The sequence below is a fragment of the Cerasibacillus sp. genome (assembly GCF_036516575.1).
In the GTDB taxonomy this organism is placed as follows: Bacteria; Bacillota; Bacilli; order Bacillales; family Amphibacillaceae; genus Cerasibacillus.
On the sequence record NZ_DATBTY010000036.1, the window covers coordinates 110,209 to 136,890 of the forward strand.

Annotated in this window: 32 protein-coding genes, 1 pseudogene and 1 other annotated feature; of the genes and pseudogenes, 26 read left to right on the forward strand and 7 right to left on the reverse strand. The window is 36.4% G+C overall.

The window, feature by feature from the left end; all coding sequences use genetic code 11:
* Positions 1-80: 80 nt before the first annotated feature.
* The 8 genes from VIG73_RS06640 to ytzI all read left to right on the forward strand — a co-directional run bounded on the left by VIG73_RS06640 (position 81) and on the right by ytzI (position 7,054).
* On the forward strand, positions 81-815 hold the full coding sequence (locus tag VIG73_RS06640) for a DsbA family oxidoreductase (protein ID WP_331640230.1): 735 nt from the start codon (positions 81-83) through the stop codon (positions 813-815).
* A gap of 250 nt (positions 816-1,065) precedes the next feature.
* Entirely contained in the window at positions 1,066-2,019 is a 954-nt protein-coding gene (locus VIG73_RS06645; RefSeq protein WP_331640232.1) for an ABC transporter permease, read from the forward strand.
* Complete coding sequence (locus VIG73_RS06650; RefSeq protein ID WP_331640234.1) at positions 2,009-2,959, forward strand: iron chelate uptake ABC transporter family permease subunit; 951 nt, start codon at positions 2,009-2,011, stop codon at positions 2,957-2,959. The genes VIG73_RS06645 and VIG73_RS06650 overlap by 11 nt, the downstream gene beginning before the upstream one ends.
* Complete coding sequence (locus VIG73_RS06655; RefSeq protein ID WP_331640236.1) at positions 2,953-3,708, forward strand: ABC transporter ATP-binding protein; 756 nt, start codon at positions 2,953-2,955, stop codon at positions 3,706-3,708. Before VIG73_RS06650 ends, VIG73_RS06655 begins: the two co-directional genes overlap by 7 nt.
* Before the next feature lie 235 nt (positions 3,709-3,943).
* Positions 3,944-4,894 carry a siderophore ABC transporter substrate-binding protein gene (locus VIG73_RS06660; protein WP_331640238.1) on the forward strand — a complete coding sequence of 317 codons (951 nt, stop codon included), beginning with the start codon at positions 3,944-3,946 and terminating at the stop codon, positions 4,892-4,894.
* 166 nt (positions 4,895-5,060) lie between these two features.
* Positions 5,061-5,753, forward strand: coding sequence for a SurA N-terminal domain-containing protein (locus VIG73_RS06665; RefSeq protein WP_331640241.1), 693 nt, complete (start codon positions 5,061-5,063; stop codon positions 5,751-5,753).
* 219 nt (positions 5,754-5,972) lie between these two features.
* Positions 5,973-6,887, forward strand: a complete 915-nt coding sequence (murB, locus tag VIG73_RS06670; RefSeq protein WP_331640243.1) for a UDP-N-acetylmuramate dehydrogenase — start codon at positions 5,973-5,975, stop codon at positions 6,885-6,887.
* A gap of 20 nt (positions 6,888-6,907) precedes the next feature.
* Positions 6,908-7,054, forward strand: a complete 147-nt coding sequence (gene ytzI / locus VIG73_RS06675) for a YtzI protein (protein ID WP_331640245.1) — start codon at positions 6,908-6,910, stop codon at positions 7,052-7,054.
* Positions 7,055-7,095: 41 nt separating this feature from the next.
* Here the strand turns inward: ytzI and VIG73_RS06680 are convergent, their stop codons facing one another.
* Entirely contained in the window at positions 7,096-8,073 is a 978-nt protein-coding gene (locus VIG73_RS06680; RefSeq protein WP_331640247.1) for a ring-cleaving dioxygenase, read from the reverse strand.
* A 245-nt stretch (positions 8,074-8,318) separates the two neighbouring features.
* On the opposite strand from VIG73_RS06680, the gene VIG73_RS06685 reads away from it, so the two are divergent.
* From VIG73_RS06685 to VIG73_RS06695, 3 genes are all read left to right on the forward strand, one after another.
* Positions 8,319-8,801 carry a DUF456 domain-containing protein gene (locus tag VIG73_RS06685; protein WP_331640249.1) on the forward strand — a complete coding sequence of 161 codons (483 nt, stop codon included), beginning with the start codon at positions 8,319-8,321 and terminating at the stop codon, positions 8,799-8,801.
* 25 nt (positions 8,802-8,826) lie between these two features.
* The gene (gene thiD, locus VIG73_RS06690; protein WP_331640251.1) at positions 8,827-9,666 is read left to right on the forward strand and encodes a bifunctional hydroxymethylpyrimidine kinase/phosphomethylpyrimidine kinase; all 840 of its coding nucleotides are present in this window, start codon (positions 8,827-8,829) and stop codon (positions 9,664-9,666) included.
* A gap of 169 nt (positions 9,667-9,835) precedes the next feature.
* Positions 9,836-10,387: a cysteine hydrolase family protein gene (locus VIG73_RS06695; RefSeq protein WP_331640253.1), complete on the forward strand. Its 552-nt coding sequence runs from the start codon at positions 9,836-9,838 to the stop codon at positions 10,385-10,387.
* Positions 10,388-10,507: 120 nt separating this feature from the next.
* Here the strand turns inward: VIG73_RS06695 and VIG73_RS06700 are convergent, their stop codons facing one another.
* Positions 10,508-11,128 (reverse strand): CoA pyrophosphatase, encoded by a 621-nt coding sequence (locus VIG73_RS06700; protein WP_331640255.1) that lies wholly within the window; start codon positions 11,126-11,128, stop codon positions 10,508-10,510.
* Between the two features lie 112 nt (positions 11,129-11,240).
* On the opposite strand from VIG73_RS06700, the gene VIG73_RS06705 reads away from it, so the two are divergent.
* Together VIG73_RS06705 and proS are read left to right on the forward strand one after the other, a co-directional pair.
* Entirely contained in the window at positions 11,241-11,771 is a 531-nt protein-coding gene (locus tag VIG73_RS06705; RefSeq protein ID WP_331640257.1) for a GNAT family N-acetyltransferase, read from the forward strand.
* Between the two features lie 121 nt (positions 11,772-11,892).
* Positions 11,893-12,120: a binding site (T-box leader), on the forward strand.
* Positions 12,121-12,169: 49 nt separating this feature from the next.
* The gene (gene proS / locus VIG73_RS06710; protein ID WP_331640397.1) at positions 12,170-13,609 is read left to right on the forward strand and encodes a proline--tRNA ligase; all 1,440 of its coding nucleotides are present in this window, start codon (positions 12,170-12,172) and stop codon (positions 13,607-13,609) included.
* A 120-nt stretch (positions 13,610-13,729) separates the two neighbouring features.
* Here the strand turns inward: proS and VIG73_RS15700 are convergent, their stop codons facing one another.
* On the reverse strand, positions 13,730-13,864 hold the full coding sequence (locus VIG73_RS15700; RefSeq protein WP_414648382.1) for an IS3 family transposase: 135 nt from the start codon (positions 13,862-13,864) through the stop codon (positions 13,730-13,732).
* A 336-nt stretch (positions 13,865-14,200) separates the two neighbouring features.
* On the opposite strand from VIG73_RS15700, the gene VIG73_RS06715 reads away from it, so the two are divergent.
* The 4 genes from VIG73_RS06715 to VIG73_RS06730 are packed head-to-tail and all read left to right on the forward strand — an operon-like array spanning position 14,201 to position 17,590.
* Positions 14,201-15,361: a M20 family metallopeptidase gene (locus VIG73_RS06715; RefSeq protein WP_331640259.1), complete on the forward strand. Its 1,161-nt coding sequence runs from the start codon at positions 14,201-14,203 to the stop codon at positions 15,359-15,361.
* A 26-nt stretch (positions 15,362-15,387) separates the two neighbouring features.
* Positions 15,388-16,173 carry a transporter substrate-binding domain-containing protein gene (locus tag VIG73_RS06720; protein ID WP_331640261.1) on the forward strand — a complete coding sequence of 262 codons (786 nt, stop codon included), beginning with the start codon at positions 15,388-15,390 and terminating at the stop codon, positions 16,171-16,173.
* Between the two features lie 39 nt (positions 16,174-16,212).
* Positions 16,213-16,872, forward strand: a complete 660-nt coding sequence (locus tag VIG73_RS06725; RefSeq protein ID WP_331640263.1) for an amino acid ABC transporter permease — start codon at positions 16,213-16,215, stop codon at positions 16,870-16,872.
* Positions 16,865-17,590 carry an amino acid ABC transporter ATP-binding protein gene (locus VIG73_RS06730; protein WP_331640266.1) on the forward strand — a complete coding sequence of 242 codons (726 nt, stop codon included), beginning with the start codon at positions 16,865-16,867 and terminating at the stop codon, positions 17,588-17,590. The genes VIG73_RS06725 and VIG73_RS06730 overlap by 8 nt, the downstream gene beginning before the upstream one ends.
* Before the next feature lie 235 nt (positions 17,591-17,825).
* On the opposite strand, the gene VIG73_RS06735 is transcribed toward VIG73_RS06730, so the two are convergent.
* Positions 17,826-18,713 (reverse strand): LysR family transcriptional regulator, encoded by an 888-nt coding sequence (locus tag VIG73_RS06735; RefSeq protein WP_331640268.1) that lies wholly within the window; start codon positions 18,711-18,713, stop codon positions 17,826-17,828.
* A gap of 117 nt (positions 18,714-18,830) precedes the next feature.
* Positions 18,831-19,016, reverse strand: a complete 186-nt coding sequence (locus VIG73_RS06740; protein WP_331640270.1) for a hypothetical protein — start codon at positions 19,014-19,016, stop codon at positions 18,831-18,833.
* Between the two features lie 323 nt (positions 19,017-19,339).
* Here VIG73_RS06740 and VIG73_RS06745 point away from each other — a divergent pair, with 323 nt between their 5' ends.
* Positions 19,340-20,323, forward strand: a complete 984-nt coding sequence (locus tag VIG73_RS06745; protein ID WP_331640272.1) for a DMT family transporter — start codon at positions 19,340-19,342, stop codon at positions 20,321-20,323.
* Between the two features lie 51 nt (positions 20,324-20,374).
* Here VIG73_RS06745 and VIG73_RS06750 read toward each other — a convergent pair whose 3' ends face one another.
* A complete protein-coding gene (locus tag VIG73_RS06750; RefSeq protein ID WP_331640274.1) occupies positions 20,375-21,349 on the reverse strand; it encodes a rhodanese-related sulfurtransferase in 975 nt (324 codons plus the stop codon).
* A gap of 222 nt (positions 21,350-21,571) precedes the next feature.
* On the opposite strand from VIG73_RS06750, the gene VIG73_RS06755 reads away from it, so the two are divergent.
* The 7 genes and pseudogenes from VIG73_RS06755 to VIG73_RS06785 all read left to right on the forward strand — a co-directional run.
* A complete protein-coding gene (locus VIG73_RS06755) occupies positions 21,572-22,099 on the forward strand; it encodes a phosphatase PAP2 family protein (RefSeq protein WP_331640276.1) in 528 nt (175 codons plus the stop codon).
* 17 nt (positions 22,100-22,116) lie between these two features.
* A complete protein-coding gene (locus VIG73_RS06760; protein ID WP_331640278.1) occupies positions 22,117-23,259 on the forward strand; it encodes a glycosyltransferase family 1 protein in 1,143 nt (380 codons plus the stop codon).
* Between the two features lie 235 nt (positions 23,260-23,494).
* Positions 23,495-23,692 carry a cold-shock protein CspD gene (gene cspD / locus VIG73_RS06765; protein ID WP_146938151.1) on the forward strand — a complete coding sequence of 66 codons (198 nt, stop codon included), beginning with the start codon at positions 23,495-23,497 and terminating at the stop codon, positions 23,690-23,692.
* A 120-nt stretch (positions 23,693-23,812) separates the two neighbouring features.
* Positions 23,813-24,490, forward strand: a complete 678-nt coding sequence (locus VIG73_RS06770; protein WP_331640399.1) for a class I SAM-dependent methyltransferase — start codon at positions 23,813-23,815, stop codon at positions 24,488-24,490.
* A gap of 17 nt (positions 24,491-24,507) precedes the next feature.
* Positions 24,508-24,810, forward strand: coding sequence for a hypothetical protein (locus VIG73_RS06775; RefSeq protein WP_331640282.1), 303 nt, complete (start codon positions 24,508-24,510; stop codon positions 24,808-24,810).
* A gap of 78 nt (positions 24,811-24,888) precedes the next feature.
* Entirely contained in the window at positions 24,889-25,122 is a 234-nt protein-coding gene (locus tag VIG73_RS06780; RefSeq protein WP_331640284.1) for a helix-turn-helix domain-containing protein, read from the forward strand.
* Positions 25,123-25,231: 109 nt separating this feature from the next.
* Positions 25,232-25,339: pseudogene (locus VIG73_RS06785) on the forward strand (IS3 family transposase); the annotation flags it as partial.
* Between the two features lie 81 nt (positions 25,340-25,420).
* On the opposite strand, the gene VIG73_RS06790 reads toward VIG73_RS06785, so the two are convergent.
* The gene (locus VIG73_RS06790) at positions 25,421-25,726 is read right to left on the reverse strand and encodes a winged helix-turn-helix domain-containing protein (RefSeq protein WP_331640286.1); all 306 of its coding nucleotides are present in this window, start codon (positions 25,724-25,726) and stop codon (positions 25,421-25,423) included.
* 208 nt (positions 25,727-25,934) lie between these two features.
* Here VIG73_RS06790 and VIG73_RS06795 point away from each other — a divergent pair, with 208 nt between their 5' ends.
* A complete protein-coding gene (locus VIG73_RS06795; RefSeq protein WP_331640288.1) occupies positions 25,935-26,663 on the forward strand; it encodes an ABC transporter ATP-binding protein in 729 nt (242 codons plus the stop codon).
* Positions 26,664-26,682: the final 19 nt, after the last annotated feature.

Consider the following 26,682-nt stretch of genomic DNA (forward strand, 5'->3'; position numbering starts at 1 on the left):
ATTCATCACATTTTGTAAGCACAATTATATAAAATGACGCTCCTCTATGCTAAAATACATGAAAGATAAGAGGTGGTGACATGATGAAAATAGAAGTTTGGTCAGATTTCGCTTGTCCATTCTGTTATATAGGGAAACGTCGGTTGGAAATGGCACTCGATGACTTCGAATTCAAAGACGAGATTACGATTGAATTCAAAAGTTACGAATTAGATCCTTTGGCCAAACCAATCCGAAACAAGAAATATTATGAGTTGTTAGTCAATAAATATGGTATGACTGTCGAACAGGCAAAACAATCTGTTCAGCAATTGGTCCAACAAGCAAAAGAAGCAGGCTTAGAGTATCGGGTTGATTCTATTCAACATGGAAATACATTTGATGCTCATCGCCTCGTTAAATATGCTGAGAAGAAAGCAAAGGGCAAGGAAATGGCTGAACGCCTATTTGCTGCTTATTTCACAGAATCAAAGCAAATAAGTGACCACCATGTTTTAAAAGAATTGGCATGCGAAATCGGCTTAGACGCTGAAGAAGTATTGACTATGCTTGAATCAAGCAAACATTCAAAGTATGTTCGTGAAGAAGAAGCTGTTGCCCGTGAAATTGGGGTACAAGGCGTACCATTTTTTGTATTTGACGAAAAATACGCTGTTTCAGGTGCACAGCCAACTCAGGTATTTAAAGAAGTATTAGAAGAGGTATGGAGAAGACACAATCGTAAGTCTTCACTAGAAACAATCACACCAAATCATTCTGAGACAAGTTATTGTACGGATGAAGGCTGTGTTGTCGAAAGAAAAGAAGACGAATAAAAAGAGTCGGCTATATGCCGGCTTTTTTTATTCTCAAATCGTTCTCATTAATAAATTTTGAACAAAATGTGACGGCGACTACAAATTTAAAGCAATTTTCATGAAAACGGTTGACGAAATAATTGACTATGCTATAATCAATTTAGCCACTAATTGAGAATGACTCTCATTATCAATAGATTAGACATACTTTAAACGGTTGTCGATTAAGAAGAATCAGAAAACTTCCTACAGAGCAAGAAGGGATACTTTGAAACTACGTTATTTAATCATATCACTCATCGTTTTATCAATTACATCGCTATTTGTTGGTGTATCTGATTTGTCATTGAAAGATATATTTTCACTGACAGCAGATCAAAGAGATATTTTATGGCATAGTCGTATCCCGCGCTTGATTAGTATTTTAATAGCTGGGATGAGCATGAGTATCGTCGGTTTAATTATGCAACAGTTAAGTCGTAACCGCTTTGTTTCACCGACAACAGCGGGAACACTTGATTCAGCAAAACTAGGCATACTCGTTGCTATGTTAATGTTTACATCAGCAAGCCCATTAGTAAAAATGTCGATTGCTTTCTTATTTGCATTAGCAGGGACGTTTATCTTTATGAAACTACTTGAGAAAATCAAGTTTAAAGATACGATTTTCATCCCGCTTGTAGGATTAATGTTTGGGAACATAATTAGTTCAATGGCGACGTTCATCGCTTATAAAAATAATCTCATTCAGAATATAAGTTCCTGGATGTTAGGTGATTTCTCAATGATTATGAGTGGCAAATATGAATTAATGTTTATTAGTATCCCGATTTTAGCTTTAGCCTTTTTGTTTGCTAATAAATTTACCATCGCAGGTATGGGAGAAGATTTCGCTAAGAATTTAGGATTAAACTATCGTCAAGTTGTCAATCTAGGTTTAATGATTGTTGCTCTTGTTACAGCATCTGTTGTTTTAACAGTTGGCGTCATTCCATTTTTAGGATTAATCATTCCAAATATCGTAACAATCTATCAAGGCGATCATTTGAAAAAAAGTCTCACACATACAGCGGTTTTAGGTGCGGTATTTGTACTCGTTTGTGATATTATAGGCAGAATCGTTATTTATCCATATGAAATACCTATTAGCCTAACAGTAGGTGTCATAGGAAGTGCGATGTTCCTTTATCTGTTACTAAGGAGAAAGAAATATGGCTTATAAAAAGAAAACAGTCATCTTATTCCTTGTTGCTTTACTATTGACATGTTTATATATTTTTTACGGCTTATCTGGAAATATCGACTACATCTTACCGCGACGGATTGTTAAAGTGATAGCCGTCATTATCTCAGGTGGGGCAATTGCTTTTGCGACAACGATTTTTATGACGATAACGAATAACCGAATATTAACACCAAGTGTCATGGGGTTAGACTCATTATACTTACTTGTGCAAACAGTCATGATTTATTTATTTGGATCTCATTCACTTGTCATGATGAACAGTAATATTAATTATGTAATATCTATTATAGCGATGGTCCTATTCTCACTCATACTTTATCGGATTTTATTTAGAGGTGAGGATAGTAATGTCTATTTTCTGTTATTAATAGGGCTTATATTAGGAACGTTTTTTAATAGTGCAACATCATTTATGCAAGTATTAATTGATCCGAATGAATTTATGATTGCTCAAGATAAAATGTTTGCTAGTATAAACAACGTCAATACGAATCTTGTCTACTTATCTGTAGTACTTATTTTTCTTGTCATGCTTTACTTTTGGCGCTATGCCAAATATTTAGATGTACTCGCTTTAGGGAAGGATTTATCGATTAATTTAGGTGTTCCATATAACGATGTTGTTAAACACTTATTAGTCATTGTTGCCATCATGATTTCTATAGCGACAGCTTTAACTGGTCCAATGACATTTTTAGGATTGTTAGTGGTAAACTTGGCCTATGAATTTTTAAAAACATTCCGACATAAGTATATTATTATGGGATCAGCATTAATCAGTATTATTGCTCTAATTGGTGGGCAGTTAATTGTGGAGAAGATTTTTGTGTTCCAGACCCCGATAAGCGTCATCATTAACTTTATTGGTGGTATTTACTTCATCTATTTATTGTTAAAGGAGAATCGATCATGGTAAAGGTAGAACGTCTATCAAAATCGTATCACGATAAAAAAGTCATCGATGATGTGTCTTTAACGATTGAAAAAGGCACGATTACATCTTTTATTGGTCCGAATGGAGCAGGTAAGAGTACATTGATGTCAATGATTACACGCTTAATTGCTCAAGATGAAGGTCTGATCGCAATTGATGGAGAAAATATTGATAAGGTCAAAAATAACGACCTTGCAAAGAAGATTTCAATCTTAAAGCAGTCTAATTCCATCCAATTAAAATTAACTGTTCGTGAGCTCGTTTCCTTTGGACGCTTTCCTTATTCCAAAGGACGATTGAAAAAGGATGATTGGGAAATCGTTGATCAAGCTATTAGATATATGGAATTGGAAGAGATTCAAAATAAATACTTAGATGAATTAAGTGGAGGGCAGCGCCAAAGAGCCCATATTGCCATGGTAATCGCTCAAGACACAGAATATATTATGCTTGATGAACCACTGAATAACTTAGATATGCGTCATTCTGTGCAAATTATGAAGATTCTTCGCCAACTTGTCGATGAACTTGATAAGACGGTCGTTATCGTTATCCACGATATTAACTTTGCTTCATGTTATTCCGATCATATTGTTGCACTTAAAGATGGCAAAATTGTCAAACAAGGTCAAGCATGTGATGTTATTGACAGCTGTGTATTAAAAGAAATCTATGAAATGGATATTGATATTAAAGAGGTAAATAATCAACGAATTTGTGTTTATTTTTGATCACTAATGTTGCACAGGATGCGGAGAGCCATTATTAATAAAAATAAAAAAAGACCTCTGTACGATCATAAGATAAATCGTACAGAGGCACGTCGATACATTAAGTTTACCTTAGAATGTCCATGAAGTAAACCATAAAGAAGGGGGAGCCATTTTTATTAATATGGCTATCCAACAGTAAACGGCAACATTAGTGACAGAAAATAAATGAAGTGAAAAGAGGAGTCAAGTCGTCATGAGAAAATATATCACGATTTTAATCATCGCATTATTAGCTTTCACATTGGGAGCTTGTGGAGATAGTAAAGATAAACAAGAAGATAAAACAGCTACCAAATCCGAAGACACAAAGATGACAATTGAACACCAACTAGGTAAAGCCGATGTGCCAAAAAACCCGAAAAACGTTGTCGTATTTGATTATGGTATTTTAGACACTTTAGATAAACTTGGTATTGATGTAGCAGGTGTCGCACAAAGCAGTGTCATTCCGAAGTATTTAGATAAATATACAAGTGATGACTATGCGAATATCGGTAGTTTAAAAGAGCCTGATTTTGATAAAATCAGTGAAATTAATCCGGATGTAATCTTTATTTCTTCACGTCAAACAGACGTTTATGAAGAATTAAATAAAATTGCACCAACTGTCTATTTAGGTGTTGAACCAGACCGTTACATGGAGTCATTTAAAGAGAATATGAATGTCATTGCAAAAATCTTTGATAATCAAGATGAAGTTGATGAGGCAGTTACAGCGATTGAAGAGCATGCTGAGACATTAAAAGAGAAAGTAAAATCACAAGAAGAAAAAGCACTTATCGTTTTATCAAACGATGATCAAATTAGCGCATATGGATCAAAATCAAGATTCGGTCTAATCCATGATGAATTTGGTGTTAAAGCAGTCGATGAAAATATTGAGGCTTCAACACACGGCATGACTGTGTCATTTGAATACGTTGTTGAACATGATCCAGATATTCTATATGTAGTTGACCGTAGTGCTGTCGTTGGCGGCGAATCATCTGCAAAACAAGTTGTTGAAAATAAACTTGTTCAAAAGACAAAAGCATATAAAAACGACCGCATTGTCTATCTTGACCCAGAAATTTGGTACTTATCTGGTGGCGGACTCGTTTCTGTCGAGAAAATGATTTCAGAAATAGAAGCAAGTATTAAGTAAAAAAATACCCCCCTTTTTTAATATAGAAAAGCTCCCTTTTTAGGGGGCTTTTTACGTGTAGGAATTTGGAAAGAAATGCCTAGGTCTGTGAATACCCATAAGTTGACTTGTGTTCAATTCCTATGTTTCAATAAAGGTATTATAGAATGAAACGAGGCTTTAATGAATGAAAAATTTACGAACAATATCAATCGGGCTCATGATATGTGCTTTACTAATAACCCTGACAGCATGTGGTGAGCAAAAAAAAGATGATGAGAAAGCAAAACAAAGTGATGAGCTGACAATCTCTGAAGAAGAGAAAGTCGCTGATGATAAAGTTGTTGCTGAAATTAATAATCATAAAATGACAGGTCAATATTATAACTCGCTTTATATACAGACAAAAATGAAGCGTCATCAGTTTGGACAAGATATTGAGGACCGAGAAGCACTTAAGAATGATACATTAGACGAATTAATTGCCCATGAATTGATGCGTCAAGAAGCAGAAGTGAAAGGGATTCATGTGACTGAAGAGGAAGTTGAAGAGGAGTTTAATAAGCTAAAAGAGGAAAATGGTGAGCAATTAGACGATTATTTAAAACAATTCCAGCTGACAGAGGATTCTTTTAAAGAACAAATTATGTATAGCCTAGTCTATATGAAGTATGTTGAGAAAGAAATTCCAGTTAAAGTTTCAGATAAAGAAGCAAAAGCGCTTTATGATGACTTAAAGAAAGATGATGAGAATTTACCAACATATGATGAAATAGAAGGTGTTTTAAAGGAACAAATTTCCCAACGTAAACAACAAGAAGAACTACAGAAGAAAATTAAAGAATTAAAAGAAACGGCAAAAATAAAAGAGAAATTATAAATGAAACAGCACTGTCGAATGCAGTGCTGTTTCATATGTATGTAGTGATTGGATGATAGATAGGTACAGATAAAGGGACTTTGTCATATGCTGATGTGATGAATTGTATCGCTTTGACATATGATTGTTAGTGGAAAGGCACGCTTTTTTTTCGTACAATAATAATCATAGGATAATTTTTAGTTTGGATTGAAGTATATACTTAAAGGACTGAGTAGCATGGTAAATCATGATTTATATAATAAATTGGTTGCGATTCTTCCCAAGAAAGACGTGTTAGTCGATGAATACTTAAAAGAACACACATATACACGTTTAGGAGGAAAAGCCGACTTCTTCGTCACTCCAGAAACATATGAACAAGTACAACAAGTTGTGAAACTTGCCAATCAAGAACAAGTTCCATTCACATTGTTAGGAAATGGGTCAAATTTAATCGTTAAAGATGGCGGTATACGTGGTATTGTTATGAATCTCCATCGATTAAATCAGATTCGTACAGATGGATCGACTCTCGTTGCAGCTAGTGGGGCACGCATTATTGATGCATCAAGAAAGGCATTAGAGGCACATCTTACCGGATTAGAATTTGCTTGTGGGATTCCAGGTTCTGTTGGAGGAGCCCTTTATATGAATGCTGGAGCATATGGTGGCGAAATAAAGGATGTTCTCGCTCATACACTTGTTGTGACGAAAGAAGGCGAGCTAATTAAATTGTCAGCAGAGGAATTAGATTTATCTTATCGTACAAGTAATATCCCAACGAACGGCTATATTGTTTTAGAAGCGACATTTCATCTTAAGCATGGCGATTATGATGGGATTAAAGCTATCATGGATGATTTAACATTTAAACGTGAATCGAAGCAGCCATTAGAATATCCGTCATGTGGTAGTGTATTTAAACGCCCACCTGGATACTTCGCTGGGAAATTAATTCAAGATAGTGGCTTGCAAGGGACACAAGTCGGTGGAGCAGAAGTATCGACAAAGCATGCGGGTTTTATCGTTAATAAAAATGGAGCCACCGCCCAGGAATACATTGATTTAATCCATCATGTTCAAAAGACAGTAAAAGAGAAATTTGGTGTTCAGCTCGAACGTGAAGTTCGCATTATCGGGGAAGATTTATAGTAATAAAAGGAGAAGAGATAGTGACTTATTATATCATCGGTATGATTGCCATCGTTGTGATCATCCTAATTATTTCATTAGTATTAATTTCTAAAGCATATTCATATAAGCATGAGGTCGACCCCCATCCTACACTAACTGATGATGAAGGTGAAGATAACAAGTAGGTAGCAAACCCGCTTCAAATATTTGAAGCGGGTTTTTGCATCTATTTATGATTTGTTGTATCTAAAGGTTCGAGATTCGCTTCTATTTCCTTTCGGCGATCTTCAAAAAACGGAGGGAGAGCAAGTGATTCTCCTAGACATTCAGGGTCTTCATCGGTTGCAAACCCTGGTCCATCTGTTGATAGCTCAAATAAGATTCCATTTGGTTCTCTGAAATAGAGTGCTTTAAAATAATAACGATCGATAATACCAGAATTGGCAACTCTCTTTTCAGTTAATAAGTGACGCCATTGAGCCAGTTCTGCTTCATCTTCAACCCGAAAGGCAACATGGTGAACCCCACCGCGTCCAAGGCGTTCCCGAGGTAAATCGGTACGCACTTCAAGATGAACTTCTGCCCCTGTACCTCCTTTACCCGTTGAAAAAACGTAAATATCTTCATTACCTTTTATATGAGAAGGATATTGGTCGACTAATTTAAACGTTAATATGTTTGTCAAAATATGCTCAGTAGGCTGCTTATCAGCTACTGTTAATCGGACAGGTCCGAGACCACGAATGCCATATTGCGCGGGTACAGGGCTATGCTTCCATGGTGTCCCACCAGGCACACCATCATTATTTTCATCAGATACGAGGGCGAGTCTTTGGCCTTCTGGGTCTTGGAAATAGAGCGCTTTTCGTTTACCTTGAGTTGAGATGCCTTGATGCGAGACACCATGCTGATTAAAGCGGTCTAACCAGTAGTTGAGAGCTTTATCTTCTGACACACGCAATGATGTTGTTGAGATACTTGAGATTCCGTGCATCGTTTTCCCGGCATATGGAAGTTCAAAGAAGGTTAAATCGGTTCCGGGATTTCCCATTTCATCGGCATAGAACAAATGATAGACGGAAGGGTCGTCTTGGTTAATCGTTTTTTTTACGAGTCGTAATCCGAGAATATCAGTGTAAAAATGATAATTTCCTTTAGCGTGTGCAGTAATTGCTGATACATGGTGAATTCCTTTTATTATCATGTTATTCACATCCTTTATTTATTATCTTTAGTGTAAGAATAGGTAAGAGAAAAGTCTATGTAAATGCCTTTGTGACTAAAAAAGAAAAGTTGAACAAAGAATAAGAGGAGCCTATCATTAAAGATAGGACCAACAGGACGAGGAGTAGAGGTTCCGACTCGGCGCAAACTCCAAAAGAAAGTGGCTGAAGTAAAGAGTAGGAACTTCCTCTAAGACCAAACTCTTAAAAAACAGAAGGTGTAAAGATGGCAGATATTTATCTTTGGATACTCATTATTCTATTATTTATCGTAAGTTTTATCGGATTAGTCTTTCCAATTCTTCCTTCATCATTATTGATTTGGGTCGGCTTTTTAGTGTACCATTTTAAAATCAATTCAACTGAATTAGGTTGGCTGTTTTGGACAATGATGATTGTGTTTACGGTGGTGTTATTTTTAGCTGATATCATTGCTAATCGTCACTTCGTAAAACGTTTTGGAGGAAGTAAGTTAGGAGAAAACACAGCAGCTATTGCTGTTATTATAGGATCATTCTTCCCACCGTTCGGTATTCTTGTCGTTCCGTTTATCGCTGTCGTTGCAGTTGAATTGTTTCAAGCGAGGTCTTTCCAAGAAGCGATTCGTGCGGCAACAGGCTCGTTAATTGGCTTTTTAGGGGGAACACTTGCTAAAATAATCATACAGTTCATGATGATTATTTGGTTTTTCATCGCGGTTATTTTCTAAAATTTATATAAAAGGAGTTTTGTTCATGTTTGATTTACCACGTGTCATGACGATTGCTGGAGCCGCTTCAGGAGGAAGTGCTGGCATTCAAGCTGATTTAAAAACATTTCAGGAACTGGATGTCTACGGCATGAGTGTGATTACCGCCATTGTTGGCCGTCATCCTACAACAAATAAAAATGTCCATCAAATGACGATTGAAGCGATTGAGGCCCAGTTTGCCACGGCGAAAAGGCAAATTGGGATTGATGCCCTAAAAACGGGGATGTTGTTTTCGACTTCGATTATTGAACGTGTTGCTCATATGATTCGTGAGGCGGGGACGAAGCATGTTGTCGTTGACCCTGTAATGGTCGGTAAGCTCGATTCAAAGCTATTGGCCGATGATGCGATTGAAATGCTTCGCGAGCGGTTAATTCCACTGGCGACCATCATCACTCCGAATATGCCTGAAGCATCTGTCCTACTTGATGATCGACCAATTAAGGAAGTAGAAGATTTACAACAAGCAGCAGTTGATTTACATCAGTTAGGGGCAAAATATGTCTTAGTCAAAGGTGGACGTTTATCCGGACCAGCGGTTGATGTTTTATATGATGGGGAAACATTAATAACTTTTGAGGCACCGCGAATCGATACGAAAAATACAAGCGGTGCAGGTTGCTCATACTCTGCTGCCATTGCCGCTTATTTAGCTAAAGGCAAATCAGTAGAAGAAGCGGTTCACCATGCTAAAAGTTTCGTTACAACCGCCATTGCGCATGGCTTTTCTTATAATGATTTAGTCGGTCCAACGTATCATGCCGCTTTTGGTAAATTTGGCGAAGCACATTCTATTAAAGTGCGTTCGACTGTTTTAAAATAATTGTTTAACGTTATAAAACACATTCCTTTAAGGATGTGTTTTCTTTTGGTTTAATTGTAAAAATATTTTTTATGAACTAATGATCGAATGGAATTATTTCAAAAAATTTGTTATATTATATATATCACTAGATTGTAAAATACTTCACAATCTTCTGGGAGGGTATATGATGAAACGGGCGTTATTAAATATCGATTATTCTTATGACTTTGTAGCTGATGATGGAAAACTAACTTGCGGTGCACCTGGTCAAGTATTAGAGGATTATATTGCTAAGGTGACAGAAGAGTTTATTGAAGCGGGTGATTTTGTCGCTATTGCGATGGATGCTCATGAAGAAGATGATCCATATCATCCGGAAAGTCAATTATTCCCACCACATAATATTGTCGGAACTCCAGGGAAAGAGCTGTACGGAAAGCTTGCCGATGTTTATGAAAAACATAAAGATAAATCAAATGTGTATTACACGGATAAAACAAGGTATAGTGCGTTTGCTGGAACGGATATTGAAATAAAATTAAGAGAACGTGGCATCGAAGAAGTGCATCTCGTTGGTGTATGTACGGATATTTGCATTCTCCATACGGCGATTGATGCTTATAATAAAGGATTTAAAATTGTCGTTCACCAAAAAGGGGTAGCAAGCTTTAATGCTGTTGGCCATGACTTTGCTTTGAAACATGTAAAAAACGTACTCGGTGGCGAAGTTGTTTCATAAGATACAAAAAAATAAAGCAGTCTGATTCGATCAATTCAGGCTGCTATTGTTATGTGGCTACGATTCGCCTTATTATTGTTCATGCGCACGTTCATATTAGAAGAAATCGCTGGCTGGACTTCATTCATGTTTAATGAGATCAATAAAATGCTTTAAAATCCGTGCTGTTAGTCCCCATATGACGCGATTATCGTACTGGTAGAAAAGTTCGTCTATTTTTGGTGTTCTCCACTGATAATCTTTTCCCCCTGTAATGAGGTGATACGGGAAATTCTTTTCAGGAATAACTTGGAAATTCACTTTATACTTCTTTGGTTCTGTATTTAAAAAGTAGTCTAATGGAACAGTGAAAACTTCCGCTACTTCAGTTTGATTTGGTTTTAGTTTATGATTCTCGGTAATTCTCCCAACAAATGGATAGATGATTCGCCCCATATCTGGAATAAAATAGTCAAGTGGTGCGACATCTTTTATGTCAGAGGCGTTAACACCAAGTTCTTCAGATGTCTCACGGATGGCACAATGTAATGGGCTCGGATCTTCTCTATCTTTTCGCCCCCCTGGGAAGCAAATGTCTCCTGGTTGACTACGCAAAATCATCGAGCGGACTTCAAATAAGATATGAATACCGTCCTGTTTTTCAATGAGAGGAATTAAGACAGCTGACTTTTTTAATTGTTCTCCCCCAATCATTGATCGTTTTCGTTTCTTTAATTGTTCAATAATATTAACAGCGTTCAACTTGTCACCCCCGTCTCATACTATTATATAAGCAAAATAATAATAAATACCAACAGATCACTCATAACATGTTAAAATCAACGTATACGATGAAGAAGTGGAGGTAAATGTCATGTCATTTATTTTTCGAATAGATCAATTTAATACATTTACAATCAAAAAAGCGACGCTCGAAGATGTTCAATCTGTTTATCAAATGCTTTACGATATTGCTCAGATTCTAAAACAAAAAGGAGTTCATCAATGGGAATATCTCCTTGATCGTCAAGCTATTTTAGAAGTAGAAGCAGCCGTGGTAGAAGGAGCGACATATATTGTTGTTAATGAGGAGCAACTTGTAGCGACGTTTAATTTATCACAAGATCAAAGCGAATGGGATCAAGCCCTTTGGGGAGAGCGAAATGATGATGCGTTTTATTTACATCGTCTAGCAGTCCACCCAACGTATCGTCACCAACAAATCGGTTTGCAGCTCTTATCGTGGATAGAAAAAAACCTATCAGTAACGAATGGCTTGATTCGCCTTGACTGTGTGGGCGGAAATCAAGTTTTAAACGAATTTTATCGTCAAGCTGGATATATGTTTAAAAAGACAGTCGACATTGAAGGGACACCTTTTTCATTATATGAAAAAACATTTTAATGACAGATGTTTTTTGTTATTTTACTTGCCATTGTATTTTGTAAAATGTATAGTATAATCAAAGTATGCATGGCTTCGGTGATGAACACAATCGATATGTGACGCCATCAAAAAAGCAATATATGAAACGATGAGAAGGATAAGTACAGTTTATACACTTTCTTAGAGAGGAAAGGGTCGGTGCAACTTTCCAAAGTGGTAAATTGGAACCTGCCTTTGAGTTCGCCATCAGAAAGGCAAATGCTCGAAGATTGGCGCGGTTAATAACCGTTATCTAATGAAGTGTGCAATGTCACTTGTGACGTTATATTGCAAATAAGGGTGGTACCACCAAGCCTCGGTCCCTTCAGGATGGAGGTTTTTTTGTGTTTAAAAATGAACAGAAAGGTGTGCTCGAAATGAGTAAAAAGAACAAGGACTTTGTTGAAAAGGTTACAGCGATGGAAGAAAATTTCAGTCAATGGTATACAGATGTTGTTAAACAAGCTGAACTCGTCGATTATGGCCCAGTTCGTGGAACAATGATTATTAGACCATATGGATATGCCATTTGGGAAAATATTCAGGCAGAGTTTGACCGTCAATTTAAAGAAACAGGTCATACAAATGTGTATTTTCCACTATTTATCCCTGAAAGTATGCTGCAAAAAGAAAAAGATCATATTGAAGGGTTCGCCCCTGAAGTTGCCTGGGTCACTCATGGTGGTGACGAGGAGCTAGAGGAACGCATCGTCGTTCGCCCGACATCAGAAGTGTTATTCGGTGAATATTACTCAAAAAATATCCATTCCTATCGTGATTTACCGAAATTATATAACCAATGGGCGAATGTCGTTCGCTGGGAAAAAACGACACGCCCTTTCTTACGTACTTCAGAGTTTCTCTGGCAAGAAGGTCATACATGTCATGCAACGAAAGAGGAAGCTGAACATGAAACAAGACAGATGCTCGATGTCTATGCCGACGTGTGTGAAAACTTCTTAGCGATTCCAGTGTTAAAAGGTAAGAAAACGGAGAAAGAGAAATTCGCCGGTGCAGAATATACACTCACTATTGAGAGCATGATGCATGATGGTCGTGCTTTACAATCTGGGACATCACATTATCTTGGAACAGGGTTCGCTGAAGCATTTGACATTCAGTATTTAGATAAAGAAGGTAAACAACAATATGTTCACCAAACATCTTGGGGTGTGTCAACACGTATCATGGGTGCGCTCATCATGGTACATGGGGATAATCGAGGACTAGTCGTGCCACCACGTGTAGCACCAACGCAAGCGATGATTGTTCCAATCGCGCAACATAAAGAAGGTGTTCTTGATAAAGCATATGAGCTTCGTGACCGATTAAAAGACATCGTCCGCGTCGATATCGATGCAAGTGACAAAATGCCTGGCTGGAAATTCAATGAATATGAGATGAAAGGAATCCCAGTTCGTATTGAAATGGGGCCAAGAGATATTGAGAAAAATCAAGTCGTACTTGTCCGTCGTGATACAGGTGAAAAAGAGTTTGTCGCGATGGATGAATTAATAGAACGTCTTCCAGCATTATTAGAAGACATTCAGCAACATCTTTATGAGAGTGCCGTTAAACATCGTGAAAACATGACATCTGTTGCTAAAACAATGGATGAATTTAAACAAATTCTCGATGAAAAAGGTGGCTTTATTAAAGCAATGTGGTGTGGGAACATTGAATGTGAAGAAAAAATTAAAGAAGATACAACAGCGACATCACGCTGCATTCCTTTTGACCAAGAGCATATTTCTGATACATGTGTATGCTGCGGTGAAAAGGCAAAAGAAATGGTTTACTGGTCAAAAGCATATTAATTTTTCATTAAATCAAATATAAATCAAATATAAATCAAATATAAGCGGAGAAAACGGATGAACTGCCCCCTGTCAAGTAGACAGGTAAATAAACAAAATATTTTGTGCCATGTATGATCTTCATACATGGCTTTTCTTATGCTGAATTTTCAAATCCATCTTCAATGTCACACGCTTAGTGTTATTGAAGTCAATATATGCTTTAATATCTTTCTCTAGCTCTTTAAATGTGTTATAAGTGGTTAATCGATACATCTATAACATTCCATCTGATAAAACTGTTCAGAATTGGATCATCAAGTACACTAAGGGGAAGGGTTAAAAACTTATTCTCGAAAGCCCGAGATGTATACAATGAAAAGTAGAAAAGTGACGCATGAAGAAAAAATTGAGATTGTCAAAGCTTGTTTAGCCAATAACTTACCTTATAAAATACAGCTAAACTTGTTGGGATGACGTGTTTAAAGATTGTCTAATAGCCATTTTTGAAGCGCTTTTTACTCAAGATTATAAAAAAGCACTTGCATTTCAATGCAATTTATAGTATAAATATACATAATCAATAATATTTATACAGATGGGTGAACATATATGAAAAGCCGATTGCGATTTGAAATAGAACTGATAAAACAAGAGTTGTGGTCCATAAGTGATGATTTGTACGACAATCCTGAATTAGGGGATCAAGAATACAAATCGATGAAGAAGTTAACAAGGTTACTTATCGATCATGGCTTTCAAATTGAAGAAGGAATTGTTGGTCGTCCAACCGCGTTTAAAGCACAATTTGCTGCGGAAAAGAAAGGCCCAACGATTGCCTATCTCGCTGAGTATGATGCCTTACCAGGGGTTGGTCATGGGTGTGGTCATAATTTAATTGGCACGATGAGCGTAGGGGCGGGGATTATTTTAAGTAAGCTTTTAGACGAAATCGGTGGTAAAATCATCGTCCTCGGAACCCCAGCTGAAGAGACGAATGGGGCAAAAGTACCGATGAGTGAACAAGGCATTTTTGATGATATAGACGTGGCGATGATTTTACATCCGGGGGATCAATCATATAAAAGCGGTGAATCATTGGCGATGGATGCTCTGCAATTTAAATATACGGGAAAAAGTGCCCATGCGGCAGCGTCACCAGAAGAAGGAATTAATGCGTTAGATAGTGTCATTCAATTGTTTAATGGGATTAATGCTTTACGTGAGCATTTACCAGCACATGTAAAAATTCACGGCATTATTTCAGAAGGTGGACAAGCAGCGAATGTTGTTCCTGATTTAGCCATTGCACAGTTTTACACGCGTGCCAAAACCCGTGAGGCATTAAATCAAGTGAATGAAAAAGTAGTGAATATCGCTAAAGGAGCAGCATTAATGACAGGTGCAACGTTAGAAATCTCTAACTATGAATTGAGCTACGACAATATGGTAACGAATCAGACATTATCCAATGCTTTTACAAAAAATCTTCAAGTGATTAGCCCACATCCGCTTTATGAAGCGACACCTGCTAATGGATCAATCGATATGGGTAATGTGAGTCATGTTGTTCCCGCTATTCATCCATACATTGGATTAAATAAAAAAGGTTTAATTGCTCATACGAAAGCATTCGCAGACCAAACAATTACAGAAGATGGTCATCAAGCACTCATTGATGGTGCATTAGCACTAGCATGTACAGGTTTTGATTTACTTACTGACACGACGTTATTTCAAGCTGTTCAAGAAGAATTTGAGCAAAAAAAATAACATCATTATCTAAGGAGAGAAAAAACGTGAAAAAAAATATATTAATCAGTTTCATCATTGTGTTACTTGTTTGTTTATTAGCAGCATGTGGTCAAGGAGAAGAAACATCAACTACAAATAACAAAAAAGACGACAAGAAGGTCTTAAAGATGGTGACGGCTGCTGAATTTCCACCATTTGAAACACGAAATGAAGCAGGGGAAATTATCGGATTTGATATTGATCTTGCAGAAATGATTAGTGAAAAACTAGGGTTTGAATTGCAAATTGAAGATATGAAATTTGATGGCATTGTAGGTGCGCTTCAAGCGGGACGTGCAGATATAGCAATTGCTGGTATGAGTGCGACAGAAGAGCGAAAGAAAAATGTTGACTTCTCAGAGGAATACCATCATTCAAGTCAAATGTTTATTAGTAAACCAGAAAATGAAATTAATCAGATGGATGACTTAAAAGGAAAAGTTGTCGGTGTACAATTAGGATCCATTCAAGAAGAAGGTGCAGAAAAATTAGCCGAAGAATACGGTTTCGAAGTGAAGAAGCTCGATAATGTTAATATTGTTGTTCAGGAAATCATGTCGAATCGGGTAGATATCGGCTATATGGATCAAGAAGTTGCAACAGGATACATGGAATCACAAGGTCTAACAGCTTTTGAAGACCCTACAGAAAGTGCGCCGGGTATGGGTGTTGCCTTTCCAAAAGGAAGCGATCTTGTTGACGATGTGAATGATATTCTTACCGAATTGGAAGATAGTGGTGAAATGGAAAAGTTAAGAGAGAAATGGTTAACCGAATATGAAGCAGAATAAAAAGATGAATCGTCAACAAGAGAAGGAGAGGTGTGAGGCATGAATTTGGATTTTAGCCAAATCGTGCCTTATATTCCTTTTATGTTAAAAGGGATATGGGTAACGTTAAAATTTGTCGTTTTTTCAATATCCATTGGTTTATTATTAGGGACGATTCTTGCATTATGTAAAATAACGAATGTCTCAATTCTAAAATGGTTGGCGGATGCCTATACATCTGTTTTTCGTGGGACTCCACTTATTTTACAATTAATGATTATTTATTATGCTGTACCTCAACTAATTGGATATGATATATCTGCATTTTTATCTGCTATTTTAGCATTCGGGTTAAATTCATCTGCTTATGTTTCCGAAATTATCCGTGCGGGTATTTTAGCTGTTGATCGAGGTCAAGTTGAAGCGGCACAAGCATTAGGTGTGCCATATCCGAAAATGATGGTCCATATTATTTTGCCACAAGCACTTAAAAATATTTTACCTGCATTAATGAATGAGTTTATTACATTAACGAAAGAATCTGCTATTGTATCAGTCATTGGCTATTTAGATTTAATGCGTCGTGCCGAAATAGTTGGAGCTAAAATTTACCGAAACTTTGAACCTCTCCTATTTGCTGGTATTATTTATTGGGTGATGGTCTTTATATTAACGCAAATCGGTAAACGGATAGAACGGAGGATGCGCCAAAGTGATTAAAGTCGAACAATTAGTGAAAAAGTTTGGGGAAAATACCGTATTAAAACAGATTTCAACAACAATCGAGCAAGGTGAAGTCGTAGCAATTATTGGCCCATCTGGATCTGGAAAGTCAACGTTTCTTCGCTGTTTAAACTTGCTAGAGGAACCGACATCAGGGGATATTTGGGTAAAGGGAAAAAAGATTACAGATCCAAAAACAAATAAATTAGCGATGCGTGAACAGATTGGCATGGTATTTCAACATTTCAATTTATTCCCCCATATGACAGTACTTGATAATGTGACATATGCTCCACAAAAGGTTAAAAATATTTCTAAAACCGATGCAGAAGAAAAGGCATATGAATTACTAGAAAAAGTCGGTTTAACAGAGAAAGCAAACACATATCCAAATAAACTGTCTGGTGGGCAAAAACAACGGGTCGCCATCGCGCGTGCACTAGCGATGAATCCAGAAATTATGCTATTTGATGAACCCACATCAGCCCTCGATCCTGAAATGGTAAAAGAAGTCTTAGACGTTATGAAGGATCTAGCTGATTCAGGAATGACGATGGTCGTTGTGACGCATGAAATGAATTTCGCTAAAGAAGTGGCAGATCAAATTTTATTCTTAGATAATGGAAAACTCATCGAAAAAGGTAATCCAACGAGTTTCTTTTCAAGCCCACAAACCGATCGTGCGAAATATTTCCTAGATAAAGTGTTATCATAAAAACGAAGCGCAGTCCAATGGGTATTCTCTAACTACTTTTGGACGGCGCTTTTTTTGTTGCAACTAATTTTTATTGTTATTTGGCAACCGAGTGCCCGTTCGTGATGTAATCTCAAATCCATTTCTGGTATTAAATCGTATTTAGTGCTAAACGGGATGTAATCTCATATTCTCTTCCTGTATTAGGCCGCGTTGAGCTTTATAACGTGGCTTCAGTGCATACCATCTCAACTTATTATATAAATGGTAACGGGGCTCGCGTGTCGTCCTTGCATGTTTCTAATGTTTCAATGAACTTTTCTAATGAAGCAGTTTGATATGCTTCTTTACGACAGATAAAGAGCGTATCAATTTTGCTATATTTTTTCGGCAAATGGTGACATTGAATAAGTCCCCGTGCTTCATGCCGCTGGACGGCTGAATGGGGAATAAAAGTAACCCCTAAGCCGGAATAAACACTTCCTAAGATTGTTTCTAATGTTCCGAGCTCCATAATCTTTGTTGGTACGACTTGTTCATCACGGAGCCACTCTCGCAGTTTGGAGCGATAGCCACATCCTGAGCGGAATACAAGAAGTGGTTTTTGTTTAATTTCTTCAAGTGTTGTTGGTGTATTATCCGTCACAAGGACGAGCTCCTCTTCAAATACTTTATATTGAACAAGGTCTGGGTGGGCACTTTTATGATTCCCTGTAACAAAAGCGCCATCTAGTTTATAATGAAGCACTTGATCAATCAACTCTTTCGTTACGCCAGATGTTAAAGAGAGATCAACATGTTTATATTGTTTATTGTACTTTGAAAGTATGAAAGGTAACTTAATCACTGTTTCGACTGTGCCAATTTCAAGTTTTCCTACTGGTTGGTCTGAATCATGCATCACCTTCTTCATTTCATTGACTATCGAAATAATCTTCTCAGCATAGGTAATTAACTTTCTTCCTTCTGGCGTTAATACCATCCCGCGATTATGTCTATGAAAAAGGGGTGTACGAAGTTCTTTTTCTAGCTTCTGAATACGGGTTGTTACGTTTGATTGCACATAATTTAATGCTTCAGCAGCTTTACTAATATTACCTTTTTCAGCTACTTTTTGAAAAATATATAAATCCTTTAAATCCATTAGAATGCTCACTCCTGATATCGTAAAAAGAGATGAAATATAATTATATATATCATTGTATAAGATATCTATGAAACTTTCTATTTATTAATTCCGACACATAAGGTGCATCCCTTTCTATTTATGATTTAATACTTTTTCAGCAGCTTTTATTTGTTGAATAAATATATGTATTTCCTGCTCGTCAACATGTTTGTCTCCATAGCGAATCATCTGATACACAGCACTAGAAGCTTCAACGTCTAATCGCTCAAACCATTCCTCAATCGTTTCAAAGGGGTATCGTTCTTTCCCAAGCATCACCGCTTTTCTTTCAAAGTTAAAAACCATTTTACGAACGGGATGTGATGGTTTTTTTAATAAAGATGATAAAGAAAATTAATAGCGTAAATAAATAATCAAGCGAATCATCATGAAGTGATCCGTCAATATTTTTCCATGACATGCGATCGCCCCTTTATAAAATAGTTATTAATAATATACCATACTAATATTTCTTTTGGGACTATTCATATAATTAATGGCTATCTTGTAAAGTGATGTCAAATATCACTAAGAATCATTTCACATGATACTTAAACTGTAGTTAAATAGATATAGAATAGACAACAAGGGGTTGAGAATGTTTGCGTAAAAACAAGATGTTATGGGGCGCTTTTCTAGCGCTATTGGCAAGTATTTCATGGGGTGCTATGTTTCCGGTTGCTAATCATAGCTTTAAATATATAGATTCCTTTTATTTTACCATTTTCCGCTATATTCCTGTGGCACTCATACTAGTAATCATACTTTTGATGAAAGAAGGGAAAGATGCCTTTCGCACAGATGGTCGTGGATTTTATGTTTGGTTTTTTGGAACGATGGGATTTACGATTTATAATTTATTTATTTTTTGGGGTCAGGAGATGCTTGGTGAGACAGGAACTTTACTAGCATCTATTATGGAGTCCCTTAGCCCAATGGTTTCCGTATTAATTATATGGGTGTTAAGTAGGAGAAGACCAAGTCCGTTTACACTTTTCTCAATTGGGGTTGCCTTTGTCGGAGTGGTTCTTGTTGTAACAAATGGGGATCTTGGTTTTTTATCCAATATCCATAAGCAGCTGTTCCCATTAGGAATCTTATTTTTTGGTATTGTTGGATGGGTTGTCTATACAATGGGGGGAGGACGTTTTCCTGATTGGTCAATCCTTCGCTACTCAACACTGACATTAACATATGGTATTGTGACAACAACAGGTATTGTTTTATTAACGACCTTGTTCGGTTGGGTTGAAGCCCCAACATTAGAAGCCGTTTATGCGGTTCGCTATGACATCATATTTATGGTTATTTTCCCAGGGATTATTGCGCTTCTTGGATGGAATGAAGGGGTTCGAATTTTAGAGCCCATTAACAGTTTGTTATTTTTAAGTTTTGTACCTGTCACGACGTTAGTGATTGGCTATGTTCAAGGATACAACTTGACGTTATACGATGTAGTCGGCACAGCATTTATTGTGTTAGCATTGTTATTAAATAACATTTATCAGCGTATCTTATTAAGAAGGCGTTCCATTAATAAAAGCAAGAAGGTCGCATATAAGCAGTCGGCAACAACATCATCATAGTTTTAATATAAAAACACGAGCAGTTCACAAAGAACTACTCGTGTATTATGTTTACATCGCTTTATTTTTTAATCTGTCTTCTTCTTCGATTGCTTTTAGACGGCGATCGACTTCTTCTTCGGAAAGATTATGTTCTTTAATATATAAGTTACGTGGATGTACACGGCATTCATGAGTACAACCGCGCATATATTTATGCTCATTTTCCTCAGAGCAAAGAATTTGTTTATTACACTCTGGGTTTGCGCAGTTGACATAGCGTTCACATGGTGTACCGTCGAAATAGTCGACACCAACAATAACATGTTCTTTTCGGTTAATTGGTACTGAAATACGCTCATCAAAGACATAGCATTTTCCATCCCATAATGCCCCTTGTACTTCTGGATCATAACCGTATGTGACGATACCACCGTGCAATTGGTTAACATCCTCGTAACCTTCACGTTTTAACCAGCCAGTGAATTTCTCACAACGAATACCACCGGTACAGTAGGCAAGAATTTTCTTCCCTTCTAGGATTTCTTTATTTTCCTTAATCCAACCAGGAAGTTCACGGAATGTGCGAATATCTGGACGAACAGCACCACGGAAATGCCCTAAATCGTATTCATAATCGTTACGTGCGTCAATAACGATTGTGTTTTCATCCTGCATCGCTTCATAGAACTCAGTTGGTTCTAGATGATTCCCAGTTATTTCTAATGGGTTAATATCGTCCTCTAAGCGAAGTGTGACAAGCTCTGGACGATGACGGACATGCATCTTTTTAAAGGCATGACCATCATGTAAGTCCATTTTGAAAACGATGTCTTTAAATAATGGATCTTGACGCATGTGTTCCATATAGGCATCTGTCTGTTCAATCGTTCCAGACAAGGTGCCGTTTATTCCTTCATGTGCTACTAAAATACGCCCTTTAACCCCTAAGTCTTTACAATATTGAAGATGCTCCGCAGCATATGTTTCTGGGTCTTCAATATGCACGTAATGATAATACAATAATACGCGATATTTTTCCTCCATATTTGTTACCACCTATCCCATTTATTTTGCAAGAACAAATGATTTTGTGGTTATCACTATTAACACCTTGCAAATAATAATTATAACAAATGTGAATAAGGACATGCAATGGTGATTATTGTCTACACAAGAAATCACTATTACATAAACTTTACATTGGCTTAATTAAAAGAAAACAATTTTCATTTATGATGAAAGTAGAGGAAGGGAGGTTAGAAACTTATGAGCCGATTGGCAATATGGTTTCATCACAAGGAGTGGCGATTGTTTCATTTTATTAATGCATCATGTCATCATAAAAGTTTAAATTATTTCTTTAGTATGATCACACATTTAGGTGGAGCTACAGCAACGATCTCAATAACATTATTTATTTCCTTGTTTTTCCCAGCCCCTGGTAAATATTGGGGAATCCAAAGTATGATTGCACTTACAATCAGTCATATCATCGTCGTTATGATCAAAAGGCGATATCGAAGGCAACGTCCTTATATCATTTATCCGGAAACGAAAACACCAGGACAAATATTAACAGACCATTCATTTCCATCTGGGCATACAACAGCTATTTTTTCAATCGTTACACCTTTTATGTATTATATGCCTTCGATAGCCGTATATTTATTTCTCATAGCATGTCTCGTTGGTTTATCGCGAATTTATATCGGATTACATTACCCGACTGATGTAATTGCTGGTGCTCTTCTTGGCAGTTTAGTTGGATTGACCACGGTCTATTTCACTATTTAAGGTGGGAGGATTTAATCATGAAGATAGCGCTATTTACCGATACATTTGTTCCGCAAGTGAATGGTGTGTCGAAAACATTGAAGCGACTTGCTGATTATTTAGAACGTCAACAAATCGAACACCAAATTTATGCACCCCATTATGCTAGAGAAGACTATTATAGTCATCATATTCGTCGATTCAAGAGCCTTCCTTTTTTTCTATATCCAGAATGTCGGATTACTTTCCCAAATAAAATAAAATTAAACGAACAGCTTAAGGAATTTAAACCAGATTTAATTCATATAGCGACTCCTTTTAATTTGGGTTTAACGGGTCTCCGTTATGGTAAAAAAAATAATATCCCAATGGTTGCGTCTTATCATACACATTTTGACCATTATTTAAAATATTATCGTATGGAATTTCTTTCCCCATGGATGAAGCGATATTTCAATTGGTTTTATCAAGATCACTTTAAGAAAATATTTGTTCCATCATGCGAGACGAATGACCATCTACATTCCCAAGGATTTAGTAACATTTTTTACTGGAAAAGAGGGGTTGACACAGATATATTTCAACCACACATAGACACGCGTGATTTTAGAGAGCGCTATGGTATTCGTGCTCCGTTTGTTTTCTTATTCGTATCGCGTTTAGCGCAGGAAAAAAATCTTGCCACATTAGCGAAAATAATAAAACAGTTACCAGATTCGATTAGAAACAAATCCCAGTGGTTGGTTGTTGGCGATGGTCCAATGCGCACTAAATTAGAAGGTGAATTAGAACATGATGCTATATTTACTGGTTATTTGGAAGGGGAAGCACTCGCACAAGCTTATGCAACGGCCGACTTATTTGTGTTTCCATCCGCTTCAGAAACATTTGGTAATGTCGTTTTAGAGGCATTTGCTTCAAAAACTCCGGTAATTGGTGCTAATAAAGGTGGGGTGACGGAATTAATTAAACACGGGAAAACGGGCTACCTTTGTGATCCTTATGATCCATCCGACTACATCGAGAAAATCACCACTCTTCTGGAACATCCAATGCTACTACAAACAATGGGCGAACGAGGAAGACAGTTCGCTTTAAAACAATCATGGGATAACATATTTTCTCAGCTAATTGCCGATTATGAAGATGCCATATATGACAGAAAAAAACAGTTTGCCTAACGTATACAATTTGACATATATCGAATAATAAGACCGAGGAAAATGTCTAAGCGAAAAAAACATTAAAAAAATTTTCCTTATTACTTGCAATCAGCACCACAAACAGGTAAAGTTAAACATAGCAAAAGGAAATTGAAGGTTGAATAATTTTTTACGATCTCTTTACCAAAGTGGTGTAAAAGTATTCATGATTCAATTACTTTGCAACACTATGTTGGATAAGGAGGTTGTTCGAATGACTGGAAAAGTAAAATGGTTTAACGCAGAGAAAGGTTTCGGTTTTATCGAGCGTGAAGACGGTGACGACGTATTCGTACACTTCTCAGCGATCGAAGGCGAAGGTTTCAAAACTCTTGAAGAAGGTCAAGAAGTTGAATTCGAAATCGTTGAAGGTAACCGTGGCCCACAAGCTGCAAACGTTGTTAAACTATAATTCATAAAAAGAAAAGGTCTTTCTCCATGATGGAGAGGGCCTTTTTTGTTTTGGCAAACATTTATTGAACAGGCTATAATGAAACACAAGGGGAATGGAGAAACAAACGGAGGGGTTATTTTGCAAACATTTAATTGGCAAGATGAAACGGAGAAACAGTGGAATCAGCAAGCCATCCAGTGGAGTGAAAGAAGTCGCCATATGTGGGATAAAGGCAGCCGCAAGCGGATCATTCCATTTATCGAAAGGCATCTTCAACATAAAGGTTCAATTCTTGATATTGGCTGTGGTGATGGTTATGGTTCTTTTAAATTAAAGCAAGCGGGTTATGATGTGACGGGTGTTGATTTATCCGCTGATATGGTTGATATTGCGAAAAAAAATCATCACGATATTCCCTTTTTACAAGGGAGTATTCTCGAGCTTCCTTTTAAAGATCGTTCATTTTCCGCGGTGATGGCAATCAATGTGTTGGAGTGGTTAGAAAATCCATTGCACGGACTCCAAGAAATTGACCGCGTATTAAAAGAAGACAGTCTATTTTTTGTTGGTATATTAGGCCCAACAGCAGGACCTAGGAAAAATAGTTATCCGAGATTGTATAAACAAGTGGCGATTTGTAATACAATGATGCCGTGGGAATTGAAGCAATTAGCGGAAGAACAAGGCTTTCATTTTGTTGATGGTTTTGGTGTATATAAACGAGGTGTCAAAGCCTATCATTACAAGGAATTGACTGAATCATTACAACAAGCTCTCTCTTTTATGTGGGTTTATTGTTTTCGAAAAAATAAATGATGAAAGGCAGATTTAGATTGAATAAAATAGAAATCGAACAGCAAGTGATAGACAGTTATCAATCTGATGAAAAGATGATGATTCTTATTTATGCACAATGGTGTATAAATCATGATTTGGATCCGGAACAGTTATATCAAGAAGCATATCCAGGGCAAATGAGGAATGACGCTTTAGAAGAGGCACTTGAATTAACAGTACCGAAAGAAGAGTCTACACCGATTCCAGAGCAGACCGTCTTACAAGCCCTGCAGCTGTTTGGAAATCATGACTTAGCGTTTATCGTCCAACGAGAAATGGATCATATGAAAAAAAGATGAGGCCTAATTTTATATGCTCCCCTTAAGGTAGACAGATTAAAAAATAAAAATCTGTTTCTATCTTAGGGGGAGTTTTTTGTGTCAAAAAGAGCTTATTCTTTAGAATTGAAATATGAAATAATAATGGATTATAAAAGTGAAGATTATGCACTTAGTGAGTTATGTTCAAAATATCAGATTTATAAATCAACTCTTTGCAAATGGATTGATAAATTTGAGGAATTAGGAATACATGGTTTAAAGCATCGAAACCATGGAAAAAGTATTCTAAGGAATAAAAAGATACAGGAAAAGGAAGGACAAGCTCTATGACTAAAGGAAGAAAAACGACTTGGTAAAAACGTATTGAAATTGTACAAGATGCTGTTTTGGGGAACTCTTAAGTGCGAAGTATTATTTACATAAGTATGAGACATTTGAGGATCTCTCAAAAGCAATTGATGAATACATTCGCTTCTACAACAATGAAAGATACCAAGAACGACTAAACGGCTTTAGCTCTATGGAATACAGAGTTAAAGCCGCTTAAGTCAGTTTTTATTATTTCCACTGTCTAATTGACAGGGGGCAGTTCAATTTGGAGTGGCATCTTTTTTATAGACATTAATATCTAAAATTTATTAGTGAGCACATATCCATAATTTCTAACATTGAGAATGCTTTTTGGAGACTTTACGTCTTCTTCAATAATAAATCGTAGACGATAAATATATACATATAATGTGTTTTTAGTTGCATAATTTTTATTACCCCACGCAAATTGAATAATATTTTCTATAGAAACTGGTTGATTTCGACGAGTGGCTAAGTAATAGATGATTCTAAAGTTTATTCTTGACAAAGAAACAATGTTTTCTCCATTAATTAGTAATCCTCTTCGCGTGTCTAATGTCCACCTTTCATTAATCTCTAACAACTTACGATCTCCTTTCATTGAACATTTTCAAGGATTATCTATATATAATTTAAACATAAATGTATGTTTATAGATAGTTTAAATAATACAAATAGTCCTATATTACTACGTATTCTTAACAAAATTTAAGTTTTAAATCTAATAATTCATGTTATTATATATTTACAGACATTATTTTAATCAATAAAGGAGTAGAGGGCGATTTGAAGTGTTGGAAATAGCAGAAATCAAATTCTCGTATAATAAAGGGACCCCCGTGTTAAATAATATTAATTTATCTATTAACAAAGGTGATTTTTTAGCATTAGTAGGTCCTAACGGCTGTGGGAAAACGACGTTAATTAAATTAATATGTGATTTATTAGAAAAGCAAGAAGGTCATATTAAGTTTCGCGGAATAGATAATGACCGTTTGCAAGTTAAGAAGTCTTTTCTATATCTACCAAGTGATGATGTTCTTCCAGACTTTCTTACGGGAGCCGAATATATTGACCTCATGTTAAAAATGTACGAAAAAACTTTGAATCAAACAGCGTTGGAAAAAATGAGTGAATTCTATTCTTTTGAATCTGCATTAGATGTGTTAATTGAAGAATATTCTCACGGGATGAAAAAGAAAATACAGCTAATGACTGCTTTATTGATAGAGCCAGAAATTTTAATTATTGATGAAACTCTAAATGGAATTGACATCGAATCATTAGAAATAACAAAAATATTACTAAAGAAATATATGAAACAAAACAAAACAATTATTATGTGTTCACACGATCTGCATTTGTTAGAGGAAGTTTGTAATAGAGTAGTTGTTTTATATAATGGTGTCGTACATATCGACAAAGACATGGATGAAATAAAGAAAAATAGTAATTTAATCACAACGTTTAGGCAAATTATTAAACATGATGAACTAATTAATAAAATAATGATGTCTTAAAAAATACAAAATGACTAGA